Origin of the sequence: Kitasatospora sp. HUAS MG31 (genome assembly GCF_040571325.1) — a bacterium.
GTDB classification, from domain to species: domain Bacteria; phylum Actinomycetota; class Actinomycetes; order Streptomycetales; family Streptomycetaceae; genus Kitasatospora; species Kitasatospora camelliae.
Genome location: NZ_CP159872.1, coordinates 2,143,006 through 2,168,742, shown reverse-complemented (window position 1 = coordinate 2,168,742; position 25,737 = coordinate 2,143,006). Strand labels below are relative to the sequence as shown.

At 73.6% G+C, this 25,737-nt stretch carries 27 protein-coding genes and 1 riboswitch; of the genes, 18 read left to right on the top strand and 9 right to left on the bottom strand.

The genetic code is table 11. The features are described from left to right. The first annotated feature begins 3 nt into the window (after positions 1 to 3). The 5 genes from ABWK59_RS10025 to ABWK59_RS10005 all read left to right on the top strand — a co-directional run bounded on the left by ABWK59_RS10025 (position 4) and on the right by ABWK59_RS10005 (position 4,868). Entirely contained in the window at positions 4 to 1,227 is a 1,224-nt protein-coding gene (locus ABWK59_RS10025) for an ArsA family ATPase (protein WP_354639732.1), read from the top strand. 170 nt (positions 1,228 to 1,397) lie between these two features. Then, on the top strand, positions 1,398 to 1,685 hold the full coding sequence (locus tag ABWK59_RS10020) for a DUF5304 family protein (protein ID WP_354639730.1): 288 nt from the start codon (positions 1,398 to 1,400) through the stop codon (positions 1,683 to 1,685). 195 nt (positions 1,686 to 1,880) lie between these two features. Further along, entirely contained in the window at positions 1,881 to 2,822 is a 942-nt protein-coding gene (locus tag ABWK59_RS10015; protein ID WP_354639728.1) for an ROK family glucokinase, read from the top strand. A 76-nt stretch (positions 2,823 to 2,898) separates the two neighbouring features. Continuing rightward, on the top strand, positions 2,899 to 3,663 hold the full coding sequence (locus tag ABWK59_RS10010) for an endonuclease/exonuclease/phosphatase family protein (protein ID WP_354639726.1): 765 nt from the start codon (positions 2,899 to 2,901) through the stop codon (positions 3,661 to 3,663). Positions 3,664 to 3,716: 53 nt separating this feature from the next. Next, the gene (locus tag ABWK59_RS10005) at positions 3,717 to 4,868 is read left to right on the top strand and encodes a low temperature requirement protein A (protein WP_354639724.1); all 1,152 of its coding nucleotides are present in this window, start codon (positions 3,717 to 3,719) and stop codon (positions 4,866 to 4,868) included. Between the two features lie 29 nt (positions 4,869 to 4,897). Here ABWK59_RS10005 and ABWK59_RS10000 read toward each other — a convergent pair whose 3' ends face one another. Continuing rightward, positions 4,898 to 5,533, bottom strand: coding sequence for a hypothetical protein (locus ABWK59_RS10000; protein ID WP_354639723.1), 636 nt, complete (start codon positions 5,531 to 5,533; stop codon positions 4,898 to 4,900). 10 nt (positions 5,534 to 5,543) lie between these two features. Further along, a complete protein-coding gene (locus ABWK59_RS09995) occupies positions 5,544 to 6,323 on the bottom strand; it encodes an alpha/beta hydrolase (protein WP_354639721.1) in 780 nt (259 codons plus the stop codon). 176 nt (positions 6,324 to 6,499) lie between these two features. On the opposite strand from ABWK59_RS09995, the gene ABWK59_RS09990 reads away from it, so the two are divergent. The 4 genes from ABWK59_RS09990 to ABWK59_RS09975 all read left to right on the top strand — a co-directional run bounded on the left by ABWK59_RS09990 (position 6,500) and on the right by ABWK59_RS09975 (position 9,804). Continuing rightward, positions 6,500 to 7,399 (top strand): lysophospholipid acyltransferase family protein, encoded by a 900-nt coding sequence (locus tag ABWK59_RS09990; RefSeq protein ID WP_354644897.1) that lies wholly within the window; start codon positions 6,500 to 6,502, stop codon positions 7,397 to 7,399. Positions 7,400 to 7,451: 52 nt separating this feature from the next. Beyond that, the gene (gene macS, locus ABWK59_RS09985; protein ID WP_354639719.1) at positions 7,452 to 8,669 is read left to right on the top strand and encodes a MacS family sensor histidine kinase; all 1,218 of its coding nucleotides are present in this window, start codon (positions 7,452 to 7,454) and stop codon (positions 8,667 to 8,669) included. Continuing rightward, positions 8,669 to 9,331 (top strand): response regulator transcription factor, encoded by a 663-nt coding sequence (locus tag ABWK59_RS09980; protein WP_354639717.1) that lies wholly within the window; start codon positions 8,669 to 8,671, stop codon positions 9,329 to 9,331. Before macS ends, ABWK59_RS09980 begins: the two co-directional genes overlap by 1 nt. A 170-nt stretch (positions 9,332 to 9,501) precedes the next feature. Beyond that, positions 9,502 to 9,804 (top strand): NAD(P)-binding protein, encoded by a 303-nt coding sequence (locus ABWK59_RS09975; protein ID WP_354639716.1) that lies wholly within the window; start codon positions 9,502 to 9,504, stop codon positions 9,802 to 9,804. A gap of 245 nt (positions 9,805 to 10,049) precedes the next feature. Here ABWK59_RS09975 and ABWK59_RS09970 read toward each other — a convergent pair whose 3' ends face one another. Beyond that, complete coding sequence (locus tag ABWK59_RS09970) at positions 10,050 to 11,987, bottom strand: anthranilate synthase family protein (RefSeq protein ID WP_354639714.1); 1,938 nt, start codon at positions 11,985 to 11,987, stop codon at positions 10,050 to 10,052. Between the two features lie 303 nt (positions 11,988 to 12,290). On the opposite strand from ABWK59_RS09970, the gene ABWK59_RS09965 reads away from it, so the two are divergent. Continuing rightward, positions 12,291 to 13,622 carry a class II 3-deoxy-7-phosphoheptulonate synthase gene (locus ABWK59_RS09965; protein ID WP_354639712.1) on the top strand — a complete coding sequence of 444 codons (1,332 nt, stop codon included), beginning with the start codon at positions 12,291 to 12,293 and terminating at the stop codon, positions 13,620 to 13,622. Between the two features lie 187 nt (positions 13,623 to 13,809). Then, complete coding sequence (locus tag ABWK59_RS09960) at positions 13,810 to 14,064, top strand: (2Fe-2S)-binding protein (protein ID WP_354644896.1); 255 nt, start codon at positions 13,810 to 13,812, stop codon at positions 14,062 to 14,064. A 16-nt stretch (positions 14,065 to 14,080) separates the two neighbouring features. On the opposite strand, the gene bfr is transcribed toward ABWK59_RS09960, so the two are convergent. Next, the gene (bfr, locus tag ABWK59_RS09955; protein WP_354639710.1) at positions 14,081 to 14,560 is read right to left on the bottom strand and encodes a bacterioferritin; all 480 of its coding nucleotides are present in this window, start codon (positions 14,558 to 14,560) and stop codon (positions 14,081 to 14,083) included. Positions 14,561 to 14,780: 220 nt separating this feature from the next. Here bfr and ABWK59_RS09950 point away from each other — a divergent pair, with 220 nt between their 5' ends. Further along, complete coding sequence (locus ABWK59_RS09950) at positions 14,781 to 15,410, top strand: sulfite oxidase-like oxidoreductase (RefSeq protein WP_354639708.1); 630 nt, start codon at positions 14,781 to 14,783, stop codon at positions 15,408 to 15,410. Between the two features lie 119 nt (positions 15,411 to 15,529). Here ABWK59_RS09950 and pknB read toward each other — a convergent pair whose 3' ends face one another. The 4 genes from pknB to thiO all read right to left on the bottom strand — a co-directional run bounded on the left by pknB (position 15,530) and on the right by thiO (position 19,546). Beyond that, a complete protein-coding gene (gene pknB / locus ABWK59_RS09945) occupies positions 15,530 to 17,269 on the bottom strand; it encodes a Stk1 family PASTA domain-containing Ser/Thr kinase (RefSeq protein WP_354644895.1) in 1,740 nt (579 codons plus the stop codon). Positions 17,270 to 17,367: 98 nt separating this feature from the next. After that, positions 17,368 to 18,174 carry a thiazole synthase gene (locus tag ABWK59_RS09940; protein WP_354639706.1) on the bottom strand — a complete coding sequence of 269 codons (807 nt, stop codon included), beginning with the start codon at positions 18,172 to 18,174 and terminating at the stop codon, positions 17,368 to 17,370. 2 nt (positions 18,175 to 18,176) lie between these two features. Then, on the bottom strand, positions 18,177 to 18,386 hold the full coding sequence (gene thiS / locus ABWK59_RS09935; protein ID WP_354639704.1) for a sulfur carrier protein ThiS: 210 nt from the start codon (positions 18,384 to 18,386) through the stop codon (positions 18,177 to 18,179). After that, complete coding sequence (gene thiO / locus ABWK59_RS09930) at positions 18,383 to 19,546, bottom strand: glycine oxidase ThiO (protein WP_354639702.1); 1,164 nt, start codon at positions 19,544 to 19,546, stop codon at positions 18,383 to 18,385. Before thiO ends, thiS begins: the two co-directional genes overlap by 4 nt. Then, positions 19,542 to 19,654: riboswitch (TPP riboswitch) on the bottom strand. (Overlaps the previous gene by 5 nt.) 69 nt (positions 19,655 to 19,723) lie before the next feature. Between thiO and ABWK59_RS09925 the strand changes: the two genes are divergently transcribed. The 5 genes from ABWK59_RS09925 to ABWK59_RS09905 all read left to right on the top strand — a co-directional run bounded on the left by ABWK59_RS09925 (position 19,724) and on the right by ABWK59_RS09905 (position 23,352). Continuing rightward, the gene (locus tag ABWK59_RS09925) at positions 19,724 to 20,923 is read left to right on the top strand and encodes an NAD(P)/FAD-dependent oxidoreductase (protein ID WP_354644894.1); all 1,200 of its coding nucleotides are present in this window, start codon (positions 19,724 to 19,726) and stop codon (positions 20,921 to 20,923) included. Between the two features lie 92 nt (positions 20,924 to 21,015). Then, a complete protein-coding gene (locus tag ABWK59_RS09920; protein WP_354639701.1) occupies positions 21,016 to 21,381 on the top strand; it encodes an Rv2175c family DNA-binding protein in 366 nt (121 codons plus the stop codon). Next, the gene (gene thiE / locus ABWK59_RS09915) at positions 21,378 to 22,031 is read left to right on the top strand and encodes a thiamine phosphate synthase (protein WP_354639699.1); all 654 of its coding nucleotides are present in this window, start codon (positions 21,378 to 21,380) and stop codon (positions 22,029 to 22,031) included. Before ABWK59_RS09920 ends, thiE begins: the two co-directional genes overlap by 4 nt. 44 nt (positions 22,032 to 22,075) lie before the next feature. Next, a complete protein-coding gene (locus tag ABWK59_RS09910; RefSeq protein ID WP_354639698.1) occupies positions 22,076 to 22,945 on the top strand; it encodes an IS5 family transposase in 870 nt (289 codons plus the stop codon). 74 nt (positions 22,946 to 23,019) lie between these two features. After that, positions 23,020 to 23,352, top strand: a complete 333-nt coding sequence (locus ABWK59_RS09905; RefSeq protein WP_354639696.1) for a hypothetical protein — start codon at positions 23,020 to 23,022, stop codon at positions 23,350 to 23,352. A gap of 211 nt (positions 23,353 to 23,563) precedes the next feature. Here ABWK59_RS09905 and ABWK59_RS09900 read toward each other — a convergent pair whose 3' ends face one another. Next, complete coding sequence (locus ABWK59_RS09900) at positions 23,564 to 24,670, bottom strand: polyprenyl synthetase family protein (RefSeq protein WP_354639694.1); 1,107 nt, start codon at positions 24,668 to 24,670, stop codon at positions 23,564 to 23,566. A gap of 147 nt (positions 24,671 to 24,817) precedes the next feature. Between ABWK59_RS09900 and metF the strand changes: the two genes are divergently transcribed. Then, entirely contained in the window at positions 24,818 to 25,732 is a 915-nt protein-coding gene (gene metF / locus ABWK59_RS09895; RefSeq protein ID WP_354639692.1) for a methylenetetrahydrofolate reductase [NAD(P)H], read from the top strand. Positions 25,733 to 25,737 lie beyond the last annotated feature (5 nt).

The window sequence follows — 25,737 nt, the reverse complement described above, 5'->3', positions numbered from 1 at the left end:
GCCGTGGGGGCGACGCGCACCATCCTGGTCAGCGGCGACGGCTCGGCGACCGTCGCCGCCGCGACCGCACTGCACCACGCCCGGCAGGGCCACCGCACCCTGCTGCTGGCCGCCGACGACCCGCACCACACCGTCGACGCCCTGCTCGACACCCGGCTGACCGCCGAGCCGGCGCCCTGCGCCGACCGGCTCACCGCCGCCCGGATCGACGAGCGGTCCGCCTTCACCGCCGCACTCGACGGGTACCGCGACCGGATCGCCCCCGTCCTCGACCTGATCGGCGCCCAGCCGCTCGACCCCGAGGAGCTCACCCCGCTCCCCGGCACCCGCCAGCTCGCCCTGCTGCACGCGCTGCACACCGCCGACGCCGAGGTCCTGGTGGTCGCCGCCCCGCCTCCGGCCGACCTGATCGCCGCCCTCGCCCTGCCCGAGCAGCTCGACCGCTACCTCGCCCGGCTGCTCCCCGAGCAGCGGCAGGCCGCCCGCGCGCTGCGCCCGCTGCTGGCCGCCGTGGCCGGCGTCCCGATGCCCGCCGACTGGCTGTTCGACGCCCGGACCGCCGCCGCCGGCGCACTCGCCGGGGCCCGCGCCGCGGTCGAGGCCCCCGGCACCACGGTGCGGCTGACCGTCGACGCCGACCACCACACCGCGGACGAGCTGCGCCGGATCCGCGCCGGGCTCGCCCTGTTCGGCCACCGCCTGGACGCCGTGGTCGCCCACCGCGCCCTGCCCGCCACCGCCGTCGACTCACCCGACCCCTGGCTGGCCCGGCTGGCCGTCCGCCAGCGGGAGCGGCTCGCGGCCCTGGCCGGGGAGCTGGGCCCGGTCCCGCTGCTGGTCTGCGACCAGCCCGAGCTGACCCTGGAAGGGGTGGCCGGGCAGTTGTACGGGCCGGGGGCGTCCACCGGCGTCCTGCCCGCGGCCGGCGGCGCGGCCGGTGATGTGGCCGGTGGCGCGAGGGGCGTGGCCGGCTCCCGGGTGGAGAACCGGCTCGACGAGGACGGCCTGCTGGTCTGGCACCTGCCGCTGCCCGGCGCCGACCGGGCCGACCTGGACCTGGTCCGGCGCGGCGACGAGCTGGTGCTCGGCACCGGCCCGTACCGGCGGATCCTGTCGCTGCCCTCGGCGCTGCGCCGGTGCACGGTGAGCGGCGCGGCGCTGGCCGACGGGGTGCTGTCGGTGCGCTTCGCCCCGGACCCGGCGCTCTGGCCGAGCGCCCCGCGGTAGCCGTCGGCCGTTCCCGGTCGGGCCCGGCCACGGCAGGGCGCCCGGCCACCGGTCGCGGCGGGGCCGTGGCGGGGCCGCGGCACCCGGGGCGGCGGGACCGCGTCCGGGCGAGCACGCCCGGGCGATCCACACGATCACGGCGCGACCGTGCGCCGGGAGAGGCATGCTTGATGGCGGAGGACAGCAAGGACCGGGGTCGGGACGCGGAGTTCGGCCCGCAGCTCGGCCCGCTGGTGGAGGAGGTCCGCCGCTTCGCGGTCGTCCTCGGGGAGAAGGCCCAGGAGGTCGGTGGACGACTCCGGGAGAGCAACCCCGAGGTGTACGGACACCTCGCCGCGGCCGGGGGTGAGCTGCTCGCCGCGTACCGGGCGGCCGTGGCCGGCCACGAGCGTCGGTGGTCCGCTCCCGGACACGCCGAGGCCGAGCGCATCGACCTCGACAGCCCGTCCGACAAGTAGTGAACCCGCAGGTTGGGAAGGGTGACGCACAGGCTGAGGTTCGTGACGGAGCGAGATCGAATCTACGACTTCTGAAAGCAATTGACCGGATCATGCGAAATTGCCTTCGGCTAATGTAGGCCAGAGTGTGTACGAGAGCCCCCCTGTCCGGGTACGGTTCCGCTGAGCGGAGACGAGTGAATAGCTGAGGGACACATGGCTCTGACCATCGGCGTCGATGTCGGCGGGACGAAGATCGCGGCCGGCGTGGTCGACGAGAACGGCGAGATCCTGGCCCGGACGCGGGTGCCCACCCCGGCCGACCCGCAGTGGGCGGTCGACGCCATCGCGCAGGCCGTCCAGGAACTGAAGGAGCAGTACCCGGACGTGGCCGGCGTGGGTGTGGGCGCCCCCGGCTTCGTCGACCGGAACCGCTCCACGGTGATCTTCGCCCCGAACATCGCCTGGGAGAACGAGCCGCTCCAGCAGCGGATCGAGGAGCTCACCGGCCTCGGCACCGTCGTCGAGAACGACGCCAACTGCGCGGCCTGGGCCGAGTTCAGGTTCGGCGCGGCGGCCGAGTACGAGGACATGGTGCTGATCACCGTCGGCACCGGCATCGGCGGCGGCATCGTCCTGGACGGCCGGCTGCACCGCGGCCGCTTCGGCGTGGCCGGCGAGATCGGCCACCTCAACATGGTCCCGGACGGCCTGCTCTGCGGCTGCGGCGGCCGGGGCTGCTGGGAGCAGTACGGCTCCGGCCGGTCGCTGCGCCGCTACGGCCGGGAGAAGGCCGCCGCCGACCCGATCGCGGGCAAGCGGATGCTGGAGCTCAACGACGGCGTCGCCGAGACCATCCGCGGCATCCACATCACCGAGGCGGCCGAGGAGGGCGACCCGCTCGCCCTGGAGTGCTACGACGAGCTCGCCGACTGGCTGGGCCGCGGCATGGCCGACCTGGCCGCGCTGTTCGACCCGGGCGTCTTCGTGCTCGGCGGCGGCGTGTCCGACTCCGGCGCCCTGCTGCTCGACCCGGTGGCCCGCGCCTTCGGCACGTACCTGACGGGTGGGGCGCACCGGCCGCGCGCCGAGGTGGTGCTCGCCTCCATGGGCTCCGCCGCGGGCATCGCCGGCGCGGCCGACCTGGCGCGCATCTAGTTCCGGTAGGTCCGGTCGTTCCGGTCGGGGTCCGGGCGACGGGACACCCGTCCGGAGGCGGCTAGCATCGGGAGGCGTGACGGCCTCCCTGCCTCCGTACGCCGAGCTCCCCCCGTCCGGGGCCGAGCCGGACGGCGCCCAGCGGGTCCGGGTGCTCAGCTACAACATCCGTTCGCTGCGGGACGACCGGCATGCGCTCGTCCGGGTGATCCGCGCCTGCGAACCGGACCTGATCTGCGTCCAGGAGTCCCCGCGCTACTGGAAGCCCGAGAAGCAGGCCGCCTGGCTGGCCCGGCAGACCGGTACGGTCGTCCTCTCCGGAGGCGGCCGGATCGCTGCCGGGCCGCTGCTGCTCGGGCACCTGCGGGTCGACCTGCTCGCCGTCCGGGACCGGCTGCTGCCCAAGCGGCCCGGCCTGCACGCGAGGGGCTTCGCCACCGCGCTGGTCCGGATCGGACGCTCGGTGCCGTTCAGCGTCACCAGCTGCCACCTGAGCCTGGACCCGGAGGAACGGTTCAGCCAGTTCGGCCTGCTGCCCGGGCAGGTGGACCCGGGGGAGCAGGGCCTGATCGCCGGCGATTTCAACGAGCATCCCGACGGGCCCGGATGGCGGCGGCTCGCGGAGGACTTCCAGGACGGGCACGTGGTCGCGCCCTGGGGCGGGACGTTCACCTCGGTGCCGGCCAACCCGTACCAGCGGATCGACGCCGTCTTCGCGACGCCGGGGGTGGAGGTGCTGGGCTGCGGGGTGCCCGTCGGGCTCGCGGCGGAGGCCGACCTGCGGGCGGCGACGGACCACCTGCCGGTGCTGGCGGTCGTGCGGGTGCCTGCGGCCGCGTAGCGGGCCGGGCCGGCCGGGTGCGACGGGCCCCAGGCGTGCCGCAGAGTGGGGGGATGAGCGAGGCGGGTGCGGAGGCGGAGGAGCATCGGGCCGGATGGTTCGAGCTGTTCTTCGACCTGGTGTTCGTGGTGACCGTGGCGGTGCTGGCGCGCGGGCTGCACGGGGATCCGGACGCGGCGGCCTTCGGGACGTTCCTGGTGCTGTTCTTCCCGGCGTGGTGGGCCTGGGTCAACCTGATGCTCACGGTGAACGTCTTCGGGTCGGCGGGGCCCCGGGTGCAGGGGATGCTGGTCGCGGCGATGCCGGGCCTCGGCCTGATGGCGGCCGCCGCGCCGGAGGGCCTGCACAGCCGGGCGTGGGCCTACGCGCTGGGCGCGGCGTGGGTGCGCTTCGCGGCCTTCGGGCTCTGGTACGGCCGGGCCAGGCGGCCGGACAACGCGCTGCCGGTGTGGCGGCCCGTCTCGTACTGCCTGGTGACGGGCGGGATCTGGGCGGTGTCGGCGGCCGTCCCCAACCCCGGGCGGTTCGTGCTGTGGGGGCTGGCGATCGGGGTGGAGGTCGTCCTGCTGATGGCATCCACCGGCGCCGGGTGGGAGCTCTACGACGAGCTGTCGATCGACCACCTGGTGGAGCGGATCAGCCTGTTCGTGGTGATCGTGCTCGGCGAGAGCGTGTTCACCCTGGTGGTCGCGTTCACCGACCACTTCACCGGACCGTCCGGGGCGACCGCGCTGCTGGGCTTCCTGGTGGTCGCCGAGCTGGCGATGGTCTTCTTCCTGTGGGGGACGACGGGGGCGAGCCGCGGGCTCGGGCGGGCCCAGGAGAGCCGGGCCATCCGGGCGATGCGGGACAGCGTGATGTACCTGCCGTTCGTGCTGGTCTCCGGCATCACGGTGATCGCGGCGGCGCTCGGGACCGCCGTGGACCACCCCGAGCACCACCTGCCGCCGGGCGCCCGGTGGGCGCTGTGCGGCGGCGTGCTGGCGTTCTACACCGCCAACGCGGCGATCTCGCTGCGGTTCGGCGACCCGCCCGGGATGGTGCTGCGCTGGTACGTGCCCGCCCTGGCGCTGGTCGCGGTGGTGCTGGTGCCGGCCTCCGTCCTGCTGCCGGCGTGGGCGGCGGTCGGCTGCTCGGCGGCGGTGGTGTTCGCCCTCGCCAAGCTCGCCAAGTACCGGGCCCGGCTGCGCCTGCCCGGTACCTGACGGCGGCCGGTACCCGATGGAGGACGGCGTCAGACGACGGCGCCGCCGTTCGGGTCCTCGGGTTCGTCCTCGTCGCGGTCCTTCATCCGGGCGACCAGGGTGGCGATGCCGCCGAGGAAGGCGATCATGCCGACCCAGGCCGGCCAGCCGGCCACCTCGTGCCAGACCACGGCGTCGAACAGCAGCAGCGAGGGACCGCCGAGCACGGCCAGCCAGGCGAACTTGGCGGCGGTGTCGGCCGGGGGCAGCGGCGGCGGCTCCGGCGGGACGAAGTGGCCCTCGTCCGGGTCCTCGGTGAGCTCGTAGTCGCGCGGACCGGCGGCCGGACCGCCCACCTGGCCGCCGATCGGCCCGTTCGGCCGCGGCCGGGGCTGCGGGGCGAGATCGGCGAGCCCGTCCTCGGGAGCCGTCCGGCCGCCCTCGTCGTGCCCGGACCGCTCGGTCTGCGCCCGGAGGTTCTCCACCTCCGGCCACTCCGGGTCGGTCAGGTCCACCGGATCGTCGAACCGGGCCACCAGTTCCGCGAAGATCGCGTCCTGCTCGGCCTGGCTGCCCGCGGAGGGACGGCGCGCGGGAGCCGCCCCCTGCTGGTCGGTCGGCCCGCTCTTCGCGGTGCCGTCGCCGGGCAGCTCCTCGTCGCCGCCCGTCCTGTCGGTCTCGTGCACTGCCGGCCCTTCAGCCCGTGTGGTTCTCGGCTTCGACGGACGCCAGCGGCGCCAGCCGCCGGACGAAGTCGAGGCTCGCCCCGAAGATCAGCCCGGCATCGTTGTCCAACGTCGCGACGTGGTAGCTCTGTTCCAGCAGCAGCTCGGTCACGTCCGTCGAGGATATCCGGGCGAGCACCAGTTCCGAGTTGGCCGCGGAGACCACGTGGTCCTGCGGGCTGCGCAGCAGCAGGACGGGCTGGGTGACGGCCGGCAGCTCGGCCTGGACGGTGCGCCACAGCCGGCTCAGCGACCAGGCGGCGTGCAGCGGGGTGCGGTCGTAGCCGAGTTCCGTGGAACCGGGCCTGGCGATGTCGTCGGCGATCCCGCGGACGCTGGGGACGAGGTGGCGCAGCACCGGGAGCAGCACGGTGGCCGGGTTGTCCGAGCGGACGGACGGGTTCACCAGGACCAGGCCGGCGACCCGGTCGCCGTGCCGGGCGGCCAGCCGGAGCGCCAGCGCGCCGCCCATCGACAGGGCGAGGACGAAGACCTGCTCGCACTCCTCGGCGAGCTCCTGGAAGGCGCGCTCGGCCTCGGCGTACCAGTCCTCCCAGCGGGTGAGCTGGAGGTCCTGCCAGCGGGTGCCGTGGCCCGGCAGCAGCGGCAGCGAGACCGTCAGGCCGGCGTTCGCGAGGTGCTCGGCCCAGGGGCGGAGCGACTGGGGCGAGCCGGTGAAGCCGTGGATCAGGAGGACACCGACCGACCCGCCCTGGTGGCGGTAGGGCTCGGCACCGGGCAGCAGGCGCATCAGCGGGCTCCTTCGCGGGAAGCACTGGGGTGCGGGCGCATCGTCCCACGGGCGCCCGGGGCCCGTACAGGGTCCGCGGAGCGGGACGGCGGCCCCGCCGGTGCACGCCGCCGAACCGGTGGGCATTAGGATCGACCGGTCCGCACAACAGGAGGCCCGGGTTGTTCTACCGACTGATGAAGATGATCGTCGCGCCGTTGCTGCGGATCTTCTTCCGGCCGTGGATCGAGGGCGAGGAGAACATCCCCGACAGCGGTCCCGCGATCATCGCGAGCAACCACCTGTCCTTCTCGGACTCCTTCTTCTTCCCCGCGCTGATCAAGCGCCGGGTCACCTTCATCGCCAAGGCCGAGTACTTCAACACCCCCGGGCTCAAGGGCAAGCTGACCGCGGCGTTCTTCAAGGGCGTCGGCCAGCTCCCGGTGGACCGCTCGGGCGTGCGCGGCGCGGGCGAGGCGGCGATCCGCAGCGCGATCGCGGTGCTGGAGCAGGGCGAGCTGTTCGGCGTGTACCCCGAGGGCACCCGCTCGCCCGACGGCAAGCTCTACCGCGGCAAGGTCGGCGGTCTGGCGCGCGTGGCGCTGGCCACCGGCGCGCCGGTGATCCCGGTCGCGATGATCGACACCGAGAAGGTGCAGCCGCCCGGCCAGGTCGTCCCCAACTTCGGCATCCGGCCCGGCATCCGGATCGGCCGCCCGCTGGACTTCTCCCGCTACCACGGCATGGAGAACGACCGCTTCATCCTGCGTTCGGTGACGGACGAGGTGATGTACGAGATCATGCGGCTGTCCGGCCAGGAGTACGTCGACATCTACGCGACCGCCGCCAAGCGGCAGATCTCCGAGGACAAGAAGCGGGCCGACGCCGAGCGCAAGGCCCAGCAGAAGGCGGAGGCGGCGGAGCTGAAGGCCCAGCAGAAGGCCGAGAAGCTCGCGGCCGAGCAGGCGGAGCAGGCCGAGAAGGCCGCCCAGGCGGAGAAGGCCGCCGCCGAGCAGGCGGAGAAGGACGCGCAGGCCGAGAAGGACGGCGCGGCGGAGCAGGACGGCCCGGCCGGCAAGGACGGCGGAGCCCAGTAGGTTCGCGGTGGGTCCCGGGCCGAGGGGTCGGCCCGGTCCGAAGGGTGGGGAGATGGCGGACCACGCCGCCGCCGTGGTGCGGCGCACCTCCGGCACGCTCACGGCCGGCGGGATGTCGGTGGAGATGCCGCTGTGGCGGGCCATCTCGTACTTCCGGGTGCTCGCCCTGGCGTACGCGGTGCTCCGCTACTTCAAGTCCTTCATGGACTTCCTCCACCCGGTCTCCGGCTGGATCTACTTCGGCGCGCTGATCCTCTGGACGCTGGCCAGCGCCCGGGCGTTCGCCGGCCCGCTGCGCTGCACCTGGTACGTGCTCGGCACCGACCTGGCGTTCAGCCTCACCGGCATCGTGATGAGCGGGATCGTCGACCAGCCCGCGCGGGTGGCCGCCGGTGCGCCCACCCTGCCGACCATCTGGGCCGCGGGCACCGTGCTGGGCTTCGCCGCCAAGGGCGGCTGGCGGCCCGCGGCGGGTGCGGCGACCGTGATCGGCGTCGCCAACATCATCGGCCACGGCGGGCTGACCTCGGACAACGTCCACAACATCGTGCTGCTGTTCGTGGCCGGCTGCGCCATCGGGTACGTGGTCGAGCTGGCCCGGGCCAGTGAGGCGGTGCTCACCCGGGCGCTCCAGGTGGAGGCCGCGACCCGGGAGCGGGAGCGACTGTCCCGGGACATCCACGACGGGGTGCTGCAGGTGCTGGCCCTGGTCCAGCGGCAGGGCGCGGACGGCGGGGAGCTGGCGCGGCTCGCCGGGGAGCAGGAACGGGCGCTGCGGACGCTGATGACCGGCGGCCCGGTGGCCGGCGGAGTCGGCCCGTGGAGCGCGCTGCCCGGTCAGCGCACCGCGCCGACGGACGCCGGGGAGGAGCCGGCGGAGTCGGACCTGCGGCAGCTGGTCGCCCGGTACGCGGACGAGCGGATCACCGTGGCGGCGCCGGGGACGCCGGTGCTGCTGCCCGGGCCGGTGGCGGGCGAGCTGGCCGCCGCGGTCGGGGCCGCCGTGGACAACGTGCGCCGGCACGCGGGCGAGCAGGCCCGGGCCTGGATCCTCGTCGAGGACGAGCCGGAGGCGGTCACCGTCTCGGTCCGGGACGACGGCCCGGGCTTCCCGGCCGGGCGGCTCGGCGAGGCGGAGGCGGCCGGGCGGCTGGGGGTGTCCCAGTCGATCCGCGGACGGCTGCGGGACCTCGGCGGGACGGCCGAGCTGTACTCGGTGCCCGGGGAGGGCGTCGAGGTGGAACTGCGGGTACCGAAGGGCGGGAGCTGATGGCGGACCGGGTGACGGTCATGGTGGTCGACGACCACCCGATGTGGCGGGACGCGGTCTCCCGGGACCTGGCCGAGGCCGGGTTCGACGTGGTGGCCACCGCCGGGGACGGCGCCGAGGCGGTCCGCCGGGCCCGCGCCTGCACCCCGCAGGTGGTGGTGCTCGACCTCAACCTGCCCGCGCTGCCCGGGGTCGAGGTCTGCCGCCAGGTGGTGACCCACGACCCGACCGCGCGGGTGCTGGTGCTCTCGGCCAGCGGGGAGCACGCCGACGTGCTGGAGGCGGTGAAGTCCGGCGCCACCGGGTACCTGATCAAGTCGGCGGGCCGCGAGGAGCTGATCGACGCCGTCCGCCGCACCGCCCTCGGCGACCCGGTCTTCACCCCGGGTCTGGCCGGCCTGGTCCTCGGCGAGTTCCGCCGGCTGGCCACCGAGCCCGCCCCCGCGGCGGCCCCCGCCGCCCCGCAGCTCACCCCGCGCGAGACCGAGGTCCTCCGGCTGGTCGCCAAGGGCCTGTCGTACCGTCAGATCGCCGACCGCCTGGTCCTCTCCCACCGCACCGTCCAGAACCACGTCCAGAACACCCTCGGCAAGCTCCAGCTCCACAACCGGGTGGAACTCGTCCGCTACGCCATCGAGCAGGGCCTGGACGACGATCTCTGATGCTCATATGCCGTTTCTGGCGTCCGAGTGAAGGTTTGTAGGCTGACTATCCGTTGACTCGCTCGCTGGGCTGGAACTTCAACCGTATCCACCGGGCTGACCCAGCTGGACCTGGCCGGACAGCTGCCAGCCGGGCCCGTTCCCACGCCCGCCGCGCCCGGGGCGGGCCGGTGGCGCAGCGGTACCTCAGGACGCTCGCGGACTGCCGCCGGGACACCTGTGACGCGGTGGTGGTCGGCGGCGGCGCGGTCGGCTGTGCGGTGGTCCACCGGCTGCTCCAACGGGGCTTCAGGGGCCTGCTGTTGGAGAAGGGCCCGTTCCTGCTGCCGGAGCACGTCCAGAACCTCGACCCGGTCCACCAGCCGCTGATGACCACCGCGGTGGCCACTCCCTGGGAGGTGCCCAAGGGCGGGTACGGGCTGGCGCCGCAGATCCCGTTCCTGGGCGGCCGGGCGCTGTTCTGGAGCACCTGAATCGACTTCCTGGTCGACGCCCGGAAGCCCACCGAGCGACTCGCGGGCACCAGGCTCGCCCCGGCCCTGTTCGACGGCAAGGCCTGCGTCTCGCTCACCTACCAGTCACCCCCGGTCGCGGCCCGGAACCGGCCGTACTCCATCCCCGCCAAGGCCTGACCGGGCCGCACGGACACCACGCACAGGGCCCCGACACGAGCGATCGTGGCAGGGCCCTGGTCCGGGCGAGCGCGCGGGGGCGGGGTTCAGGAGACGGGGGCCGCCTCCGGGTGGAGGAGGGCGGCGACGATGTCCACGCCCTCGCGGGTGAGGACGGACTCGGGGTGGAACTGCAGGGAGGCGAAGCCGGGGCCGCGCAGGGCGTGTACGTCGCCGGTCCGCGGGTCGCGGGCCACCTCGACGCCCTCGGCGGCCAGCCGGGCGGTGTCGGCGTCGGTGCAGCGGGCGGTGAAGGTGTTGTAGAACCCGACCGTCCGCCGGGTGCCGAACAGGTCCACGGTCTCCTGCGCCCCCTGGTACGGGACGGCCTTGCGGGCCAGCGGCAGGCCGAGCTGCGCGCTCAGCAGCTGGTGGGAGAGGCAGACCGCGAGCAGCGGCGCCGTCCGGGCGCCGGAGCGGGCGGCGGCCAGGGCGTCGGCGACGATCGGCCGCAGCACGGCCATCTTGGCGTCCGCCGGGTCGGCCGGGTCGCCCGGCCCGGGGCCGAGCACCAGCGGCCCGCGGTGCGCCGCCGCCAGCTCCCGCAGCCCGGGCGTGTCGTACCGCAGCACCCGCACCCGGTGCCCGAGCGAGGTGAGCAGGTGCGCCAGCATCGAGGTGAAGGTGTCCTCGCCGTCCACCACCAGGGTGTCCAGCCCCTCCACCGCCGTGCTCGGCTGCTGCATCCGCAGCCAGAACGGCGCCAGGTTGGCCCGGCGGCCGTCCAGCGCGGCCTGCACCCGGTGGTCGTCCGCCAGCCGGGGCCCGCCCTCGTGGGAGGGCCGGGCGCTCGCCGCCGGGCGGGCGCCGATCGCGGCGAGCACCCCGGCGGCCTTGGCGTGGGTCTCGGCGACCTCCGAGTACGGGTCGGAGTGCCGCACCAGGGTGGCCCCGACCCGGACCACCAGATCGCCGGTGGCCGGGTCGATGTCCGCGGCCCGGATGCAGATCGGCGAGTCCAGCTGCTGCCCGCCGCTGGCGCCGCGCCCGATCAGCGCCAGCGCGCCCGAGTAGTAGCCGCGCCCGCTGCCCTCGTACCGCTTGATCACGCGGGTGGCGTTCTGCACCGGGCTGCCGGTGACGGTGGCCGCGAACATGGTCTCCCGCAGCACCTCGCGGACGTCCAGGGAGGTGCGCCCGCGCAGCTCGTACTCGGTGTGCGCGAGGTGGGACATCTCCTTGAGCCGCGGGCCGAGCACCTGCCCGCCGAGGTCGCCCACGGTGCACATCATCTTGAGTTCCTCGTCGACCACCATGGTGAGCTCCTCCAGCTCCTTGGGGTCGTGCAGGAACTCCAGCAGCGACTCGACGGTGGGCCCGCCGGCCGGATGGCGGTAGGTGCCGGAGATCGGGTTCATCACCACCGTGCCGCCGGACTGCCGGACGTGGACCTCCGGGGAGGCGCCGACCAGGATCCGCTCGCCGGTGTGCACCAGGAAGGTCCAGTACGCGCCGCGCTCCTGCTCCAGCAGCCGCCGGAACAGGGCGAGCGCGGTGGCCGTGTCGAAGTTCTCCAGGGTGGCCCGGAAGTCGCGGCGGATCACGAAGTTGGCGCCCTCGCCGCGGCCGATCTCCTCCTCGATCACCCGGCGGACGATCCCGGCGTACTCCTCGTCGTCGATGTCGAAGGCGCCCCCGCGCAGTCGGACCGGCGCCGTCGGCAGCGCGGCCAGCACCTCGGCCAGCGGCAGCGCGTGACTCTCCTCCACCGCCAGCGCCTGCAGCGGGGTGCCGTCCTGGTGGGCCTCGAAGCCGCGCTCGCGGATCTGCGCGTACGGAACCAGGGCGAGCAGGTCGTGGCGGGGTCCGCCGGCCGGGACCCCGGCGCGGACCGGCAGGTCGGCCAGGGTGTCGTACGCGCCGACGGTGCCGACCAGCACCTCGACGGTGTCCGGGGCGAGCCGCGGGGCGCGCCGGTGCAGCAGGGCGAAGGCGGGGGCGCCGGGGGCGCTGAGCCGGGCGAGGAGGGCGGCGGGACTGGTCACGGGTACGGCTTCCTTCCGGGAGGTCTGCGGGGCTGATCCGCTTCCGGGAGGGGCCGTGGTGACTCTCGACACGCCGACGGCCGCCCCCCGAGGGGCGGCCGTCGTGTCGTCGTCAGGGACGCGCGATCCGTGGGCCGCCCATCGGGCAGGCCCACCACCAGGAGAAGGTGTGCGGCGCGTTCACGGGAACGACCATAACGGATGACCCGGGCGGCTGCGGCCGATCACCGAAATGTCCACGGGGCGTCTCACCCATCGGGCGGGTGCGCCAATTCGCTTGTCACACCCCGTAGCCTTGGCGTTGTGACCGTGACAAACCACTCCTGGCAGTCCCTGCCCGCGGCGCAGCAGCCTGAATGGCCGGACCAAGAGGCTCTGCGCAAGACGCTTGCGGACCTCGCCTCGTATCCGCCCCTCGTCTTCGCCGGCGAGTGCGACCAGCTGCGCGCCCGGCTCGGTGCCGTCGCACGTGGTGAGGCCTTCCTGCTGCAGGGCGGCGACTGTGCCGAGGCGTTCGACGGCGTGTCCGCCGAGCACATCCGGAACAAGCTCAAGACCCTGCTGCAGATGGCCGCCGTGCTGACGTACGCCGCCTCGGTGCCGGTCGTGAAGGTCGGCCGCATCGCCGGCCAGTATTCCAAGCCGCGCTCGAAGAACACCGAGACCCGGGACGGCGTGACCCTGCCGGTCTACCGCGGCGACTCGGTGAACGGCTTCGAGTTCACCCCCGAGTCCCGGATCCCGGACCCGGAGCGCCTCAAGCGGATGTACAACGCCTCCGCCGCGACGCTCAACCTGGTGCGTGCCTTCACCACCGGTGGCTACGCCGACCTGCGCCAGGTGCACGCCTGGAACCAGGACTTCGTGCGCAACTCGCCGGCCGGCCAGCGGTACGAGCAGCTGGCCCGGGAGATCGACCAGGCACTGGCCTTCATGAACGCCTGCGGGGTGGCCCCGGAGGAGTTCAAGACGGTCGAGTTCTACTCCTCGCACGAGGCGCTGATCCTGGACTACGAGACGGCGCTGACCCGCACCGACTCGCGGACCGGCGACCTGTACGACGTCTCCGGCCACATGGTCTGGATCGGCGAGCGGACCCGGCAGCTGGACCACGCGCACATCGAGTTCGCGTCCAGGATCCGCAACCCGATCGGTGTGAAGCTCGGCCCGACCACCACGGTCGACGAGGCGCTCACCCTGATCGACAGGCTGGACCCGGACCGCGAGCCCGGCCGGCTCACCTTCATCACCCGGATGGGCGCGGGCAAGATCCGCGACCACCTGCCCGGGCTGGTGGAGAAGGTCACCGCCTCCGGTGCCCAGGTCGTGTGGATCTGCGACCCGATGCACGGCAACACCTTCGAGGCCTCCAGCGGGCACAAGACCCGGAGCTTCGACGACGTGCTCGACGAGGTCAAGGGCTTCTTCGAGGTGCACAACGCGCTCGGCACCCACCCGGGCGGCATCCACGTCGAGCTCACCGGTGACGACGTCACCGAGTGCGTCGGCGGCGGCGACGAGGTGATGGTCGACGACCTGCACCAGCGCTACGAGACGGCCTGCGACCCGCGGCTCAACCGCAGCCAGTCGCTAGACCTGGCGTTCCTCGTGGCCGAGATGTACCGCAGCCACTGAGCCGAGTCCGGCGGCCGCGATGATCGCAATGTGACAAAGACCCCTCCGCTTTCCGGGTCATCCGGGGCGGAGGGGCTTTTTCATGCCCGGTAGGCCGGGTAAGGTAAGGCTTAGTGAGGTAAGGCAAGCCTTGCCGATCAAGAGCACGAGCACCACCCGCACCAGCACCACCCCGGGAGAACCGCCGATGTACGTGTGCATGTGTCATGCGGTCACCGAGGCCCAGGTGAAGCAGGAGATCGACGGCGGCGCCGTCACTCCGCGCCAGATAGCCAAGGGCTGCAAGGCCGGGACCGACTGCGGCTCCTGCGTGCGGCGGATCCAGGCGCTGCTGGGGGAGCACGGTGCCCGCCCGTGCCCGACATCCAGGCTGGCGGCCAGGCTCGGGCTCGCCGAGCCGGGCGCTGACGCCGTGGCCGGCACCGCCCTGGAAGCGGCCTGACCGGCCGAGCGGGGCCTCAGGACTCCGGCTGCTCGATCAGCTGGGCCAGGTAGAGCGCCTCGCCGAGCTTGTCCAGCAGCTCCAGCTGGGTGTCCAGGTAGTCGATGTGGTGCTCCTCGTCCGCGAGGATGTCCTCGAAGATGTTGGCCGAGGTCACGTCGTTCTTGGCGCGCATGACCACGATGCCCCGGCGCAGACGGTCGATCGCCTCGACCTCGATCTGCCGGTCCGCCTCGAACATCTCCTTGACCGTCTGCCCGATCCGGACGTGGAACAGCCGCTGGTAGTTGGGGAGGCCGTCCAGGAAGAGGATCCGGTCGGTCAGCGTCTCGGCGTGCTTCATCTCGTCGAAGGACTCGTGCCGGGTGTACTTCGCGAGCTTCGTCCAGCCGTTGTTCTCCTGCATCTTCGCGTGCAGGAAGTACTGGTTGATGGCGGTGAGCTCGGCGGTGAGCTGCTCGTTGAGGAACTCGATGACCTCGGGGTCGCCCTTCATGCGGATGTGCCTCCCTGCTCCTTGTGTGACCCATGCGTCACTCGAGGGAATCGTGGCACCGATACGGGTGAGAGTTCCAGTAAGTTCACACTTACCCGGACTTGGGTTGGATTGTCCGATTGTCGTATCTCGCGGGATGTGTTCTCCTCACGGTTCTCCCCGCACGGGGTGCGTCAGGGGCGCGCGCGGCAGGACGCCCGCCGTCTGTCACCATGGAGCCATGGGTCAGCACGAACCGGAACAGCCTCAGCCGTCTGACCCGAGGCTCCCCCCGGGTCAGCGGCTCCAGCGCGGCTGGCCGGTGCTGCACTACGGTCCGGTGCCCCGCTTCAAGCCGCAGAGCTGGGACTTCCAGGTGTTCGGCGCCACCGCCTCGGCCGAGAAGCACAGCTGGGACTTCCCGGCCTTCCACGCCCTGCCCCACGTCACCGTCCGCGGCGACTTCCACTGTGTCACCAAGTTCTCCATGCTCGGCAACGAGTGGGGCGGCATCGCCGCCAAGACCGTCCTCGACCTGGTGCCGCCCGCCCCCGACGTCACCCATGTGATGGTCTGGGCGGAGTACGGCTACAGCGCCAACCTCCGGCTGGCCGACTTCGCCGACCCCGGCACCGTCTTCGCCACCCACCACAACGGCGAGCCGCTCACCCTGGAGCACGGCTTCCCGGTCCGCCTGGTGGTGCCCCGGCTGTACGCCTGGAAGGGCCCCAAGTGGGTGCGCGCGGTCGAGTACATGCGGGCCGACCGGCGCGGCTTCTGGGAGGAGCGCGGCTACCACAACCTCGCCGACCCGTGGTCGGAGCAGCGGTACTCGTACCAGGAGGAGCCCGGGGACGGGCCGCTGCGCTGAGGCCGACCGGCCGGTCGCCCCGCCGCCGGGCGGGCGGGCGGGTCGGAAGCCGACCGGACCACCCGGCGGTCGGGCCAGAACAGGGCGGGTCGGACCAGGGCGGGTCGGACCACGGCGGGTCAGAACAGGTTGAAGCCGATGGTCACCGTGGTGCCCTGGGGGCTGGGCTGGCCGGCCGCCGGGGTCTGGGTGGCGACCTTGCCGGTGCCGAACAGGTTGATACCGCTGGTCTGCACCTTGAAACCGGCGTCGGTGAGCGCCTTGGTCGCCTCGTCCTTGCCCAGGCCGACCACGTTCGGCACCGGCACCATGCCCTTGCTGACCACCAGGGCCACCGGGGAGTTCACCGCCACCTGGCCGCCGACGGCGGGCGAGCTGGACACCACCGAGCCCCGCGCCACGCTGTCGTTGAACACCTCGCTGACCGCGCCGGGCGTCAGCCGGGCGTCGGCGAGCGCCTTGCGGGCGGCCTCCAGCGGCTTGCCGGCCAGCTCCGGCACGGCGATCCGCTCCGGGCCCCTGGACAGCACCACCTTCACCGCGTCGCTCTTGCGGACCTCCTGCCCGACGGCCGGATCGGTGGAGATCACCTGACCGGTCTCCACCGTCTCGCTGAACTGCTCGGTGAAGACCGCGTTCAGCCCGGAGCGGTCCAGGGTGGCCGTGGCCTGGGCCCGGCTCTGCCCCAGCACGGCGGGCACCGTCGCGTACACCGCGCTGGACAGCGTGTAGGTGACCGCGCCGACCACGGTGAGCAGCACCGCCGCCACCGCGGTCCAGATCAGCGGCTTGCGGGGGAGCTGCCGCCGCGGCTGCCGGGCCCGGCGCCGGGCGACCGACGGCTCGTCCACCGGCGGCCGGACCGGGGGCAGCAGGTCCGGCGGGACTTCCAGCACGCTGGTCGGCTCCACCGGCGGGCCGATCACGCTGGTCACCTCGCCGGGCGAGTACCGCGGGGTCGGCCGGGTGGAGGCGGGCGGCTCGGCGTCCAGCTGATCCGGGGTCAGGGCGCGGCGGGCCCGCTGCAGGGCCGCCAGCAGCTCCACCGCGTCCCACGGCCGGGCCTGCGGGTCGCGGGCGGTCGCCGCGGCCACGATCGCGTCCAGCTCCGGGCCGACCGCCGGGGCGACCAGCGACGGCGGCGGGACGTCCTCGTTCAGGTGCAGGTACAGCACCTGGGCCGGGTTGTCGCCGGTGTGCGGCTTGACGCCGGTCAGCATCTCGTACAGCAGGATGCCCGCCGCGTAGACGTCCACCCGCTGGTCGGTCGGGCCCTGCCGGCTGATCTGCTCGGGCGCCAGGTACGAGACCGTGCCGAGCAGGGAGCCGGAGGCGGTGCTCGTGGTCACCCCGGTGTCCGCGCCGGACAGCAGCCGGACCAGGCCGAAGTCGGCGACCTTCACCAGGCCGCCGTCGGTGATCAGCACGTTCTCCGGCTTCACGTCCCGGTGCACCAGGTCCGCGCGGTGGGCGGCGCCGAGGGCGGCCAGCACCGGCTCGACGATGTCCAGGGCGGCGCGGACCGACAGGGCGCCGCGGTCCCTGAGCAGGTCGCGCAGCGTCCGGCCGGGGACGTACTCCATCGCCAGGAACACCCCGCGCGGGTCGGCGCCCTGGTCGAAGACGTTGACCACGTTGGGATGGGTGAGGCGGGCGACCGCCTTGGCCTCGCGGATGAAACGGGCGGTGAACTCGGCGTCGCCCGCCAGGGACGGGTGCATCACCTTGAGGGCGAGCACGCGGTCGAGGCGGGTGTCGGTGCCGCGGTAGACGGTGGCCATGCCGCCGACGGCGATGCGCTGGTCCACCCGGTACCGGCCGTCGAGCAGGGCACCGATCAGGGGGTCGTCCAGCGTCATGTCCACCAGACGAGTGTATGGGCTGATCACCTCGGGAACCCCCAGGGGGCAGGGGTGAATCGGCAGGCGGGAACCCCGGGCGCGCGGGGCGGGCGCCGCTAGAACGCCGGGTGTTCGCGGGTGTCGAGGGCGGCGAGGGTGGCGCGGCCGGCCATCGTGGACGAGGCCTCGGCGTGGAACCGCTTGGGGATGCGGCCCGCCCGGTACGCGAGGCGGCCGGCCTCGGTGGCGCGCCGCATCGCGTCGGCCATCAGCACCGGGTCCTGAGCCCGCGTCACCGCCGAGGCCAGCATCACCGCCGAGCACCCGAGCTCCATCGCCAGCGCCACGTCCGAGGCGGTGCCCGCCCCGGCGTCCAGGACCACCGGGACGCCCGCACTCTCCACGATCAGCTGGAAGTTGTGCGGGTTGCGGATGCCGAGCCCGGAGCCGATCGGCGAGCCCAGCGGCATGATCGCGGCGCAGCCGACGTCCTCCAGCTTCCGTGCCAGCACCGGGTCGTCATTGGTGTACGGCAGCACGGTGAACCCGTCGTCCACCAGGGTCTCGGCGGCGTCGAGGAGTTCGATCGGGTCGGGCAGCAGGGTCCGCTCGTCGGCGATGACCTCCAGCTTGACCCAGTCGGTACCGAGCGCCTCGCGGGCCAGCCGGGCGGTCAGCACGGCCTCGCCGGCGGTGAAGCAGCCGGCGGTGTTGGGCAGCACCCGGATGCCGTTGCGGGTGAGCACGTCCAGCACCGAGCCCTGGGTGGAGGCGTTCACCCGGCGCATGGCCACGGTGGTCAGCTCGGTGCCGGAGACCCGCAGGGCCTGCTCCAGGACGTCCAGGCTGGGTGCGCCGCCGGTGCCCATGATGAGCCGGGAGGTGAAGGTGGTGCCCGCGATGGTGAGGAGGTCGTCGGCCATGGTCAGCCTCCCTGGACGGCGGTGAGGATCTCGACCCGGTCGCCGTCGTGGAGTTCGGTCTCGGACCACGAACCCCGCGGCACCACGGCCTCGTTGAGCGCGGCGGCCACCCCGGCGGCGGCGCGGCTGAGCTGGGCGACCACCTCGGCGAGGGTGGTCGCGGCCGGCAGCGCGCGCGGCTCGCCGTTGACGGTCAGTGAGATCTGGTTCATGCGGAGGCCCTGGGTGCGAAGCGGTCGGGGGAGAAGGGGGCGGCGAGTCCGGGAACGGTCCCGGTGGTCAGGTACTCGGCCAGCAGGTCGCCGGTCACCGGGGTGAGCAGCACCCCGTTGCGGTAGTGCCCGGTGGCGGCGACCAGGTGGGGCAGGGCGGTGGGGCCGAGCAGCGGGGCGTTGTCCGGGGAGCCGGGCCGCAGGCCCGCGTTGGTCTCCACCAGCGGCAACTCGGTGATGCCGGGCACCAGTTCGTGGGCGTCGCGGAGCAGCTCGTACACGCCGCCCGCGGTGACCTCGGTGTCGTAGCCCTGCTCCTCGGTGGTGGCGCCGACGACCAGTTCGCCGTCGGCCCGCGGCACCAGGTAGACGTGCTGTCCGCGGACCACGGCCCGGACGTTGCGGGAGAGGAACGGCGCGTACACCGGCGGGATGCGCAGCCGCAGCACCTGGCCCTTGACCGGGCGGATCGCCGGCAGCACCCCCGCGGGGAGGCCGGGCAGCAGGTGGCTGCGGGAGCCGGCGGCGAGCACGACGGTGTCGGCGAACAGCTCCTCGCCGGTGGAGAGGCGGGCGCCGACCGCCCGGCCGTCCTCGACCAGCAGCTCGACGGCCTCGGCGCGGTGCAGCCCGACGCCCGACTTCTCGCAGGCGAGCACCAGGGCCTCGGACAGGCGCCGGCCGTCGACCTGGTGGTCGTCGGTGACGTGGAGGCCGCCGCGGACGCCCGGGGCGAGCATGGGCTCCAGCTTCCGGCACTCGCGGCCGGTCAGCCAGTGCGAGTCGAGGCCGAGCCGCCGGTGGAAGGCGTGCAGCTCGCGCAGCTCCTCGCGGTCGTCGGAGTCCAGCGCGACGGCCAGCGTGCCGGTCTGCCGGTAGCCGGTGTCCAGGCCGGTCAGCTCGGTCAGCTCGGCGGCGAACTCCGCGTACCGCGCGTTGGAGGCCATGCCGAGGCGCAGCAGCGGCTCCTCGCCGTACTGGAGCTCGGTGACCGGGGCGAGCATGCCCGCGGCGACCTGGACGGCGCCGCCGCCGTGCCGCGGGTCGACCACGACCACCGACGGGCCGCGCTGGGCCGTCCGCCAGGCCACGGCCAGGCCGATGACGCCGCCGCCGATCACCAGCACATCGGTGCGGACGCCGCTGTCGATGCGTGTCAACGTCGCTTCTTCTCCCTTCGCCGGCATGACCCGGATCAGGTTCGGACGGTCGCAGGCCGCTCCAGCCCGCCTCTCAGCCCGGTGCGCCGGGCTCCCGTGGAGGTGTGCCCCCACCATAACGCCGGGGCCCGAGCGGGCTGAAGGCGCGTACACAGGGTGGACACCGGGCTCGATAGGGTGGCGGGCGTGGTCGAGCTGAACAGAACGGACAGGGTCGTCGTCGTCGGGGCCGGGATGGCCGGTGCGCAGGCCGCGCTGGGCCTGCGGCAGGGCGGCTGGGAGGGCAGGATCGCCCTGGTCGGCGAGGAACCGCACCGCCCGTACGACCGGCCTCCGCTCTCCAAGGACGTGCTGCTCGGCAAGGCCGACTCCACCGCCTTCGACGTGGACTGGGAGCACCTGGGCATCGAGCTGCTGCCCGGCCGGCGGGCCACCGGCCTGGAGCGCGGGGTGCTGCACACCGACGCCGGCGAGCTGCCGTACGACGGGCTGGTGATCGCCACCGGCGCCGAGCCGCTGGCCCTGCCGGGCGCGGCCGGGGCGCACGTGCTGCGGACGCTGGACGACGCGATGGCGCTCCGCGCGCTGCTCACCGCCGGACGGTCCGTGGTGCTGGTCGGCGCGGGCTGGATCGGCGCCGAGACGGCGACCGTGGCCCGCGAACTCGGCTGCCGGGTCACCGTGGTGGAGGCCGGGCCCGCTCCGCTGGCCGGGGCGCTGCCGCCGGAGCTGGGCGCGCTGATGGCCGACTGGTACGCGGCGGCCGGGGTCGAGCTGCGGCTGGGGGCCGGCGTGGCCGGGGTGGAGCCGGGGGCCGTGCTGCTCGCCGACGGCACCCGGCTGGCCGCGGACGAGGTGGTGGTCGGCATCGGCGCCCGCCCGGCGACCGGCTGGCTGGCCGGCGGCGTCGAGCTGGACGCGCGCGGCGCGATCCTGGTGGACGAGCGGCTGCGTACCTCGCTGCCCGGGGTCTGGGCGGCCGGCGACTGCGTGTCCTACCCCTCGGCCCGCGCGGGCGTGCGGCTGACCGTCCAGCACTGGGACCACGCGCTGCAGTCCGGCGGGGCCGTGGCGGCCTCGCTGCTCGGGGCCCCGACCCCGTACGACCCGGTGCCGTACTTCTGGTCCGAGCAGTTCGGACGGATGGTGCAGTACGCCGGGCGGCACGCCGACGCCGAGGAGGTGCTGTGGCGCGGCAGCCCGCAGGACGCCTCCTGGGCGGTGCTGTGGCTGAGCGGCGGCGCGCCGGTCGCGGCGCTCACCGTGGACCGGCCGCGGGACCTCAACCAGGCCCGCCGCCTGATCGAGCGCGGCACCCCGCTGGACCGCGAACTCGCCGCCGACCCGGCGGTGCCGCTGAAGTCCGCGGCCCGCTGAGGCCCGCCGGGGCCGGGGTGGTCCGGGCGTTCCGGACGGTCCGGGTCGTGGTCCGGCACGGCCCGGCGCCCGCTCTGTGAGAGCCTGGTGCCGTGAGTGAGATCGATCCCAAGATTGACGCCCTTGTCCCCGCCTGGATGTACCTGCCGGACATCTCCGAGCAGTGGGGTGTGCTGGTCACCGAGGTCCGCAGCATGGTGAAGGCCGGCACCCTGCTGGCCGTCCGCCGTGGCGAGAACCGGTCGCTCCAGGTGCCCGCCGACTTCATCGACGCCGACGGCCCGGTGAAGCACCTCGTCGGCACCCTGACGGTCCTGCGGGACTGCGGGTTCTCCGACGAGGAGATCCTGGAGTGGATGTTCACCGAGGACCCGTCGCTGCCCGGCAGCCCGATCCAGGCGCTGCGGGAGAACCGCGGCACCGAGGTGAAGCGCCGCGCCCAGGCCCTGGCCCTGTGACGGCCGACCCCCGCGCCCTGCTCGCCGACGCCCGGCTGTACCTGTGCACCGACGCGCGCCGCGAGCAGGGCGACCTGCCCGAGTTCCTGGACGCCGTGCTCGCGAACGGCGTGGACGTCGTCCAGCTCCGCGACAAGGGGCTGGAGGCCAGGCAGGAGCTGGAGTACCTGGAGGTCTTCGCCGACGCCGCCCGCCGGCACGGCAGGCTCTTCTCGGTCAACGACCGGGCGGACGTGGCCCACGCCGCCCGGCCGCAGGTGCTGCACCTCGGGCAGGACGACCTGCCGGTGCCGGCCGCCCGGGCGATCCTCGGGGACGGCGTGGTGATCGGACGGTCCTGCCACGCCGAGTCCGAGGTGGACGCGGCGATCGCCGAGCCCGGCGTCGACTACTTCTGCACCGGGCCGGTCTGGCCCACCCCCACCAAGCCCGGCCGTCACGCGCCCGGGCTCGGCCTGGTCTCGTACGCCGCCGCGGCGGTGACGGACCGTCCGTGGTTCGCCATCGGCGGGATCGACCTGGGGAACCTGGACCAGGTGCTGGACGCCGGCGCCCGCCGGGTGGTGGTGGTCCGTGCCATCACCGCCGCCGACGACCCCGGCGCAGCGGCAGCCGAACTCGCCCGCCGCATCCGGGCGGTACCGCTCTAGGACGTGTTTTGGAAGGTCATCCGGCTTGATGCCAGGCTCCTCGGATGGGGCGTGGGGATCTGTCGGATGACCAGTGGGCTGTGCTGGAGCCGTTGTTGCCGGTTGCCGGCGTGGGACGTCCGGCGAGGTCGCGCCGCAGGCTGGTCGACGGGGTTCGGTGGCGGGTGCGGACTGGTGCTCCGTGGCGGGACGTTCCGCCGGAGTACGGTCCCTGGCAGACGATCTACGGGTTGTTCCGTCGCTGGCAACGACAAGGTGTCTGGCAACAGATCCTGGCCGCTCTGCAGGCGAGGGCCGATGCGGCAGGGGTGATCGTCTGGGAGGTGAACGTCGACTCCACGATCTGCCGGGCCCACCAGCACGCCGCGGGTGCCCGGCGGGACGGGGCCGCTCAGAAGGAACCGCCGGGCGGCGTGGGCGAGGAGCCCGCGGACCACGGACTGGGCCGGTCGCGGGGCGGCTTCACGACCAAGATCCATCTGGCGTGCGAGCAACTCCAAAGACCGCTGTCCTTGCTCGTCACAGGCGGCCAGCGCGGCGACTCGCCGCAGTTCGAGGCGGTGCTCGAAGCGATCCGGGTGCCCAGAACCAGCCCGGGCCGACCCCGCACCCGCCCGCTTCGGGTGCGGGGCGACAAGGCGTACTCGTCCAAGGCGAACCGGGCCTACCTGCGTCGACGCGGCATCCGGTGCACCATCCCGGAGCCGGCCGACCAGGTCCGCAACCGCAAGCGGCGGGGCGCGAGCGGTGGACGTCCGCCCCGTTTCGACCGCGAGGACTACAAGGCCCGCCATGCTGTCGAGTGCGGCATCAACCGGCTGAAGCAGCACCGGGCGGTGGCCACCCGGTTCGACAAACTTGCCGTCCGCTTCCAGGCGGCCGTCCTCGTCGCCGCGATCAACCAGTGGCTGTGAGACCCGACGTGTCGGGCGCCCGTGCCATGCTGGCCGCGAGCCCGGAGCGGGCCGTCGCACAAGGGGAGAGACCGATGGCCGCTACCTACTACTGCGCCGACAGCGAGAACGGCGACCACATCGACGACCCGTCCGAGGACGCCATCTTCATGCTGGTCGACGACCTCAACGACACCGACAACACGTTCGTCGTCATCCAGCCCGACGAGGACGACCCGGTCTGGTACGCCTCGGTCGCCGTCCTCGACGAGGGCGGATACGAGATCGTCCGCCGCGACGCGAGTCGTCGCGAACATGACGTCGTCACCGAGACCAGCATCGGCACGATCGCCCGCGACCTCATCCTCTGGCTGGCCGCCCGAAGCTTTCCAGGACGGCCAACCAGACGCACCTTCGACGCCCTCTAAAACACGGCCTAGGTCGCGTGCTGGGGTGCCCCGTCAGGGGCGTGTGGGGGCACCTCCCGGCCGCCAGGCTGGGGGAGAACTGCGCGCGGGGGGACGGCACGGGCGGCAACTGGCCGGCGGTGCCCCGATCGAACCCTGGGCCGCCTTCCGTTTCGCGCAGTTCCCCGCGCCCCTGTTGTGCTTGCCCGGTTGGGTGTGCTCCCCGGGGCGGTCAGTACTTGCGGACGGTGGCTGCTTCGGCGAGGGCGAGGAGGACGGGGCGGGCCGGGCCGGCGGCGAGGGGGGCCTTGTCGAGGGCGGTGAGCGCGTCGTGCATCAGCGCGTCGATCCGCTGCTCCACCAGCTCGGCGGCCCCGCTCCGCTCCACCAGCTCCCGCAGCTGCGCCACTTCCCGCGGGGCGAGGTCCGGCGCGCCGAGCCGCTCGTCGAGGTGCCGGACGTCGGCCGCCGGCAGGCCCCGCATCGCGTGGGCGATCAGCAGGGTCCGCTTGCCCTCGCGGAGGTCGTCGCCGGCCGGCTTGCCGGTGACCGCGGGGTCGCCGAACACGCCGAGCAGGTCGTCGCGGAGCTGGAAGGCCTCGCCGAGCGGCAGGCCGAAGGCCGCGTACGCGTCCACCAGTTCCGGTCCGGCCCCGGCGAGCAGGGCGCCGACCTGCAGCGGCCGCTCGATGGTGTACTTCGCGGACTTGTAGTGCAGGACGGTCTGCGCCCGGTCGAGGGCGGCCGGGTCGGCGGAGTCGCCGGCGACCGGCTCCAGGACGTCCAGGTACTGGCCGAGCATGACCTCGGTGCGCATCAGGTCGAAGGCGGGCTTGGCGGCCCGGACGGCGGCCGGGTCCAGCCCGGAGCCCTGGAAGAGTTCGTCGCACCAGATCAGCAGCAGGTCGCCGAGCAGCACCGCGGCGGAGGCGCCGTACTGCTCGCGGTCGCCGCGCCAGCCGCTGTCCCGGTGCAGGGCCTCGAACCGGCGGTGCACCGAGGGCAGGCCGCGCCGGGTGTCGCTGCGGTCCATCAGGTCGTCGTGCACCAGCGCGCTGGCCTGGAGGAGCTCCAGGGCGGCGGCGGCCCGCTCGATGCCGGGGTCGTCGGCCGCGCCGCCGGCCCCGCGCCAGCCCCAGTAGCAGAAGGCGGGGCGCAGGCGCTTGCCGCCGTCGAGCAGGAAGTCGCGGAGTGCCTCGGCGACCGGGCCGAGCTGCGGGGAGATGCCGGCGAGCAGGGCCTCCTGGCCGTCCATGAACGCGGCGAGGGCGGCGTTGACGCGGTCGCGCACGGCCTCCGCGTCGATGGGGTTGGTCGGCAGGCTGGTGGACGAGGGCACGGTGGGACTCCGGATCGATTGGCTGACAATCAGCCTATCGGGGATCGGAAAAGGCCCGGAATCTGGCCGTTCCGACCGTCTCGTCGGGTGTCTCATTCGGTGGACATCGTTTGGTCCCGCCGGTCGCCCGGCCGCTAGTCTGCCACCATGGCTCTCGGCATTCCCTCCACCAGGACCGACCACGCACAGACGGTGCGTGAGCTGCTGGCGGCCGGCGATCGTTCGTTCTCGTTCGAGTTCATGCCCCCGCGCAGCGAGGCGGCCGAGCGCAGGCTCTGGGACGCGATCCGCCGGGTCGAGGCACTGGACCCGAACTTCGTCTGCATGACCTACGGCGCCGGCGGCTCCTCGCGCGGCCGGACGGTCAACCTGGTGGGCCGGATCGCCACCGAGACCACGCTGACCCCGGTCGCCCACCTCACCGCCGTCGACCACTCGGTCGCCGAACTGCGCAACATCATCGGCCAGTACGCCGACCAGGGCGTGCGCAACGTGCTCGCGGTCCGCGGCGACCCGCCCGGCGACCCGATGGGCGCGTGGGTGCGCCACCCCGAGGGGGTCACCTACGCGTACGAGCTGGTCGAGCTGATCCGCAGCATCGGCGACTTCTGCGTGGGCGTCGCCGCCTTCCCGCAGATGCACCCGCGGTCGGAGGACTGGGACGAGGACATCCGGCACTTCGTCGCCAAGTGCCGGGCCGGCGCCGACTACGCGATCACGCAGATGTTCTTCGAGGTCGAGGACTACCTGCGGCTGCGCGACCGGGTCGAGGCGGCGGGCTGTGCCACGCCGATCATCCCGGAGATCATGCCGGTCACCAACATCAAGCAGCTGGAGCGCTTCCCGCAGCTCTCCGGCTCGGACTTCCCGCCCGAGCTGAAGAGCCGCTTCGAGGCCGTCGCCGACGACCCCGAGGCGGTCCGGGCGGTGGGCATCGAGCACGCCACCGCGATGTCGGAGCGACTGCTCGCCGAGGGCGCGCCGGGCCTGCACTTCATCACGCTCAACCACTCCACCTCGACCCTGGAGATCTACCAGAACCTGGGTCTGCACCAGCGCTGAGGACC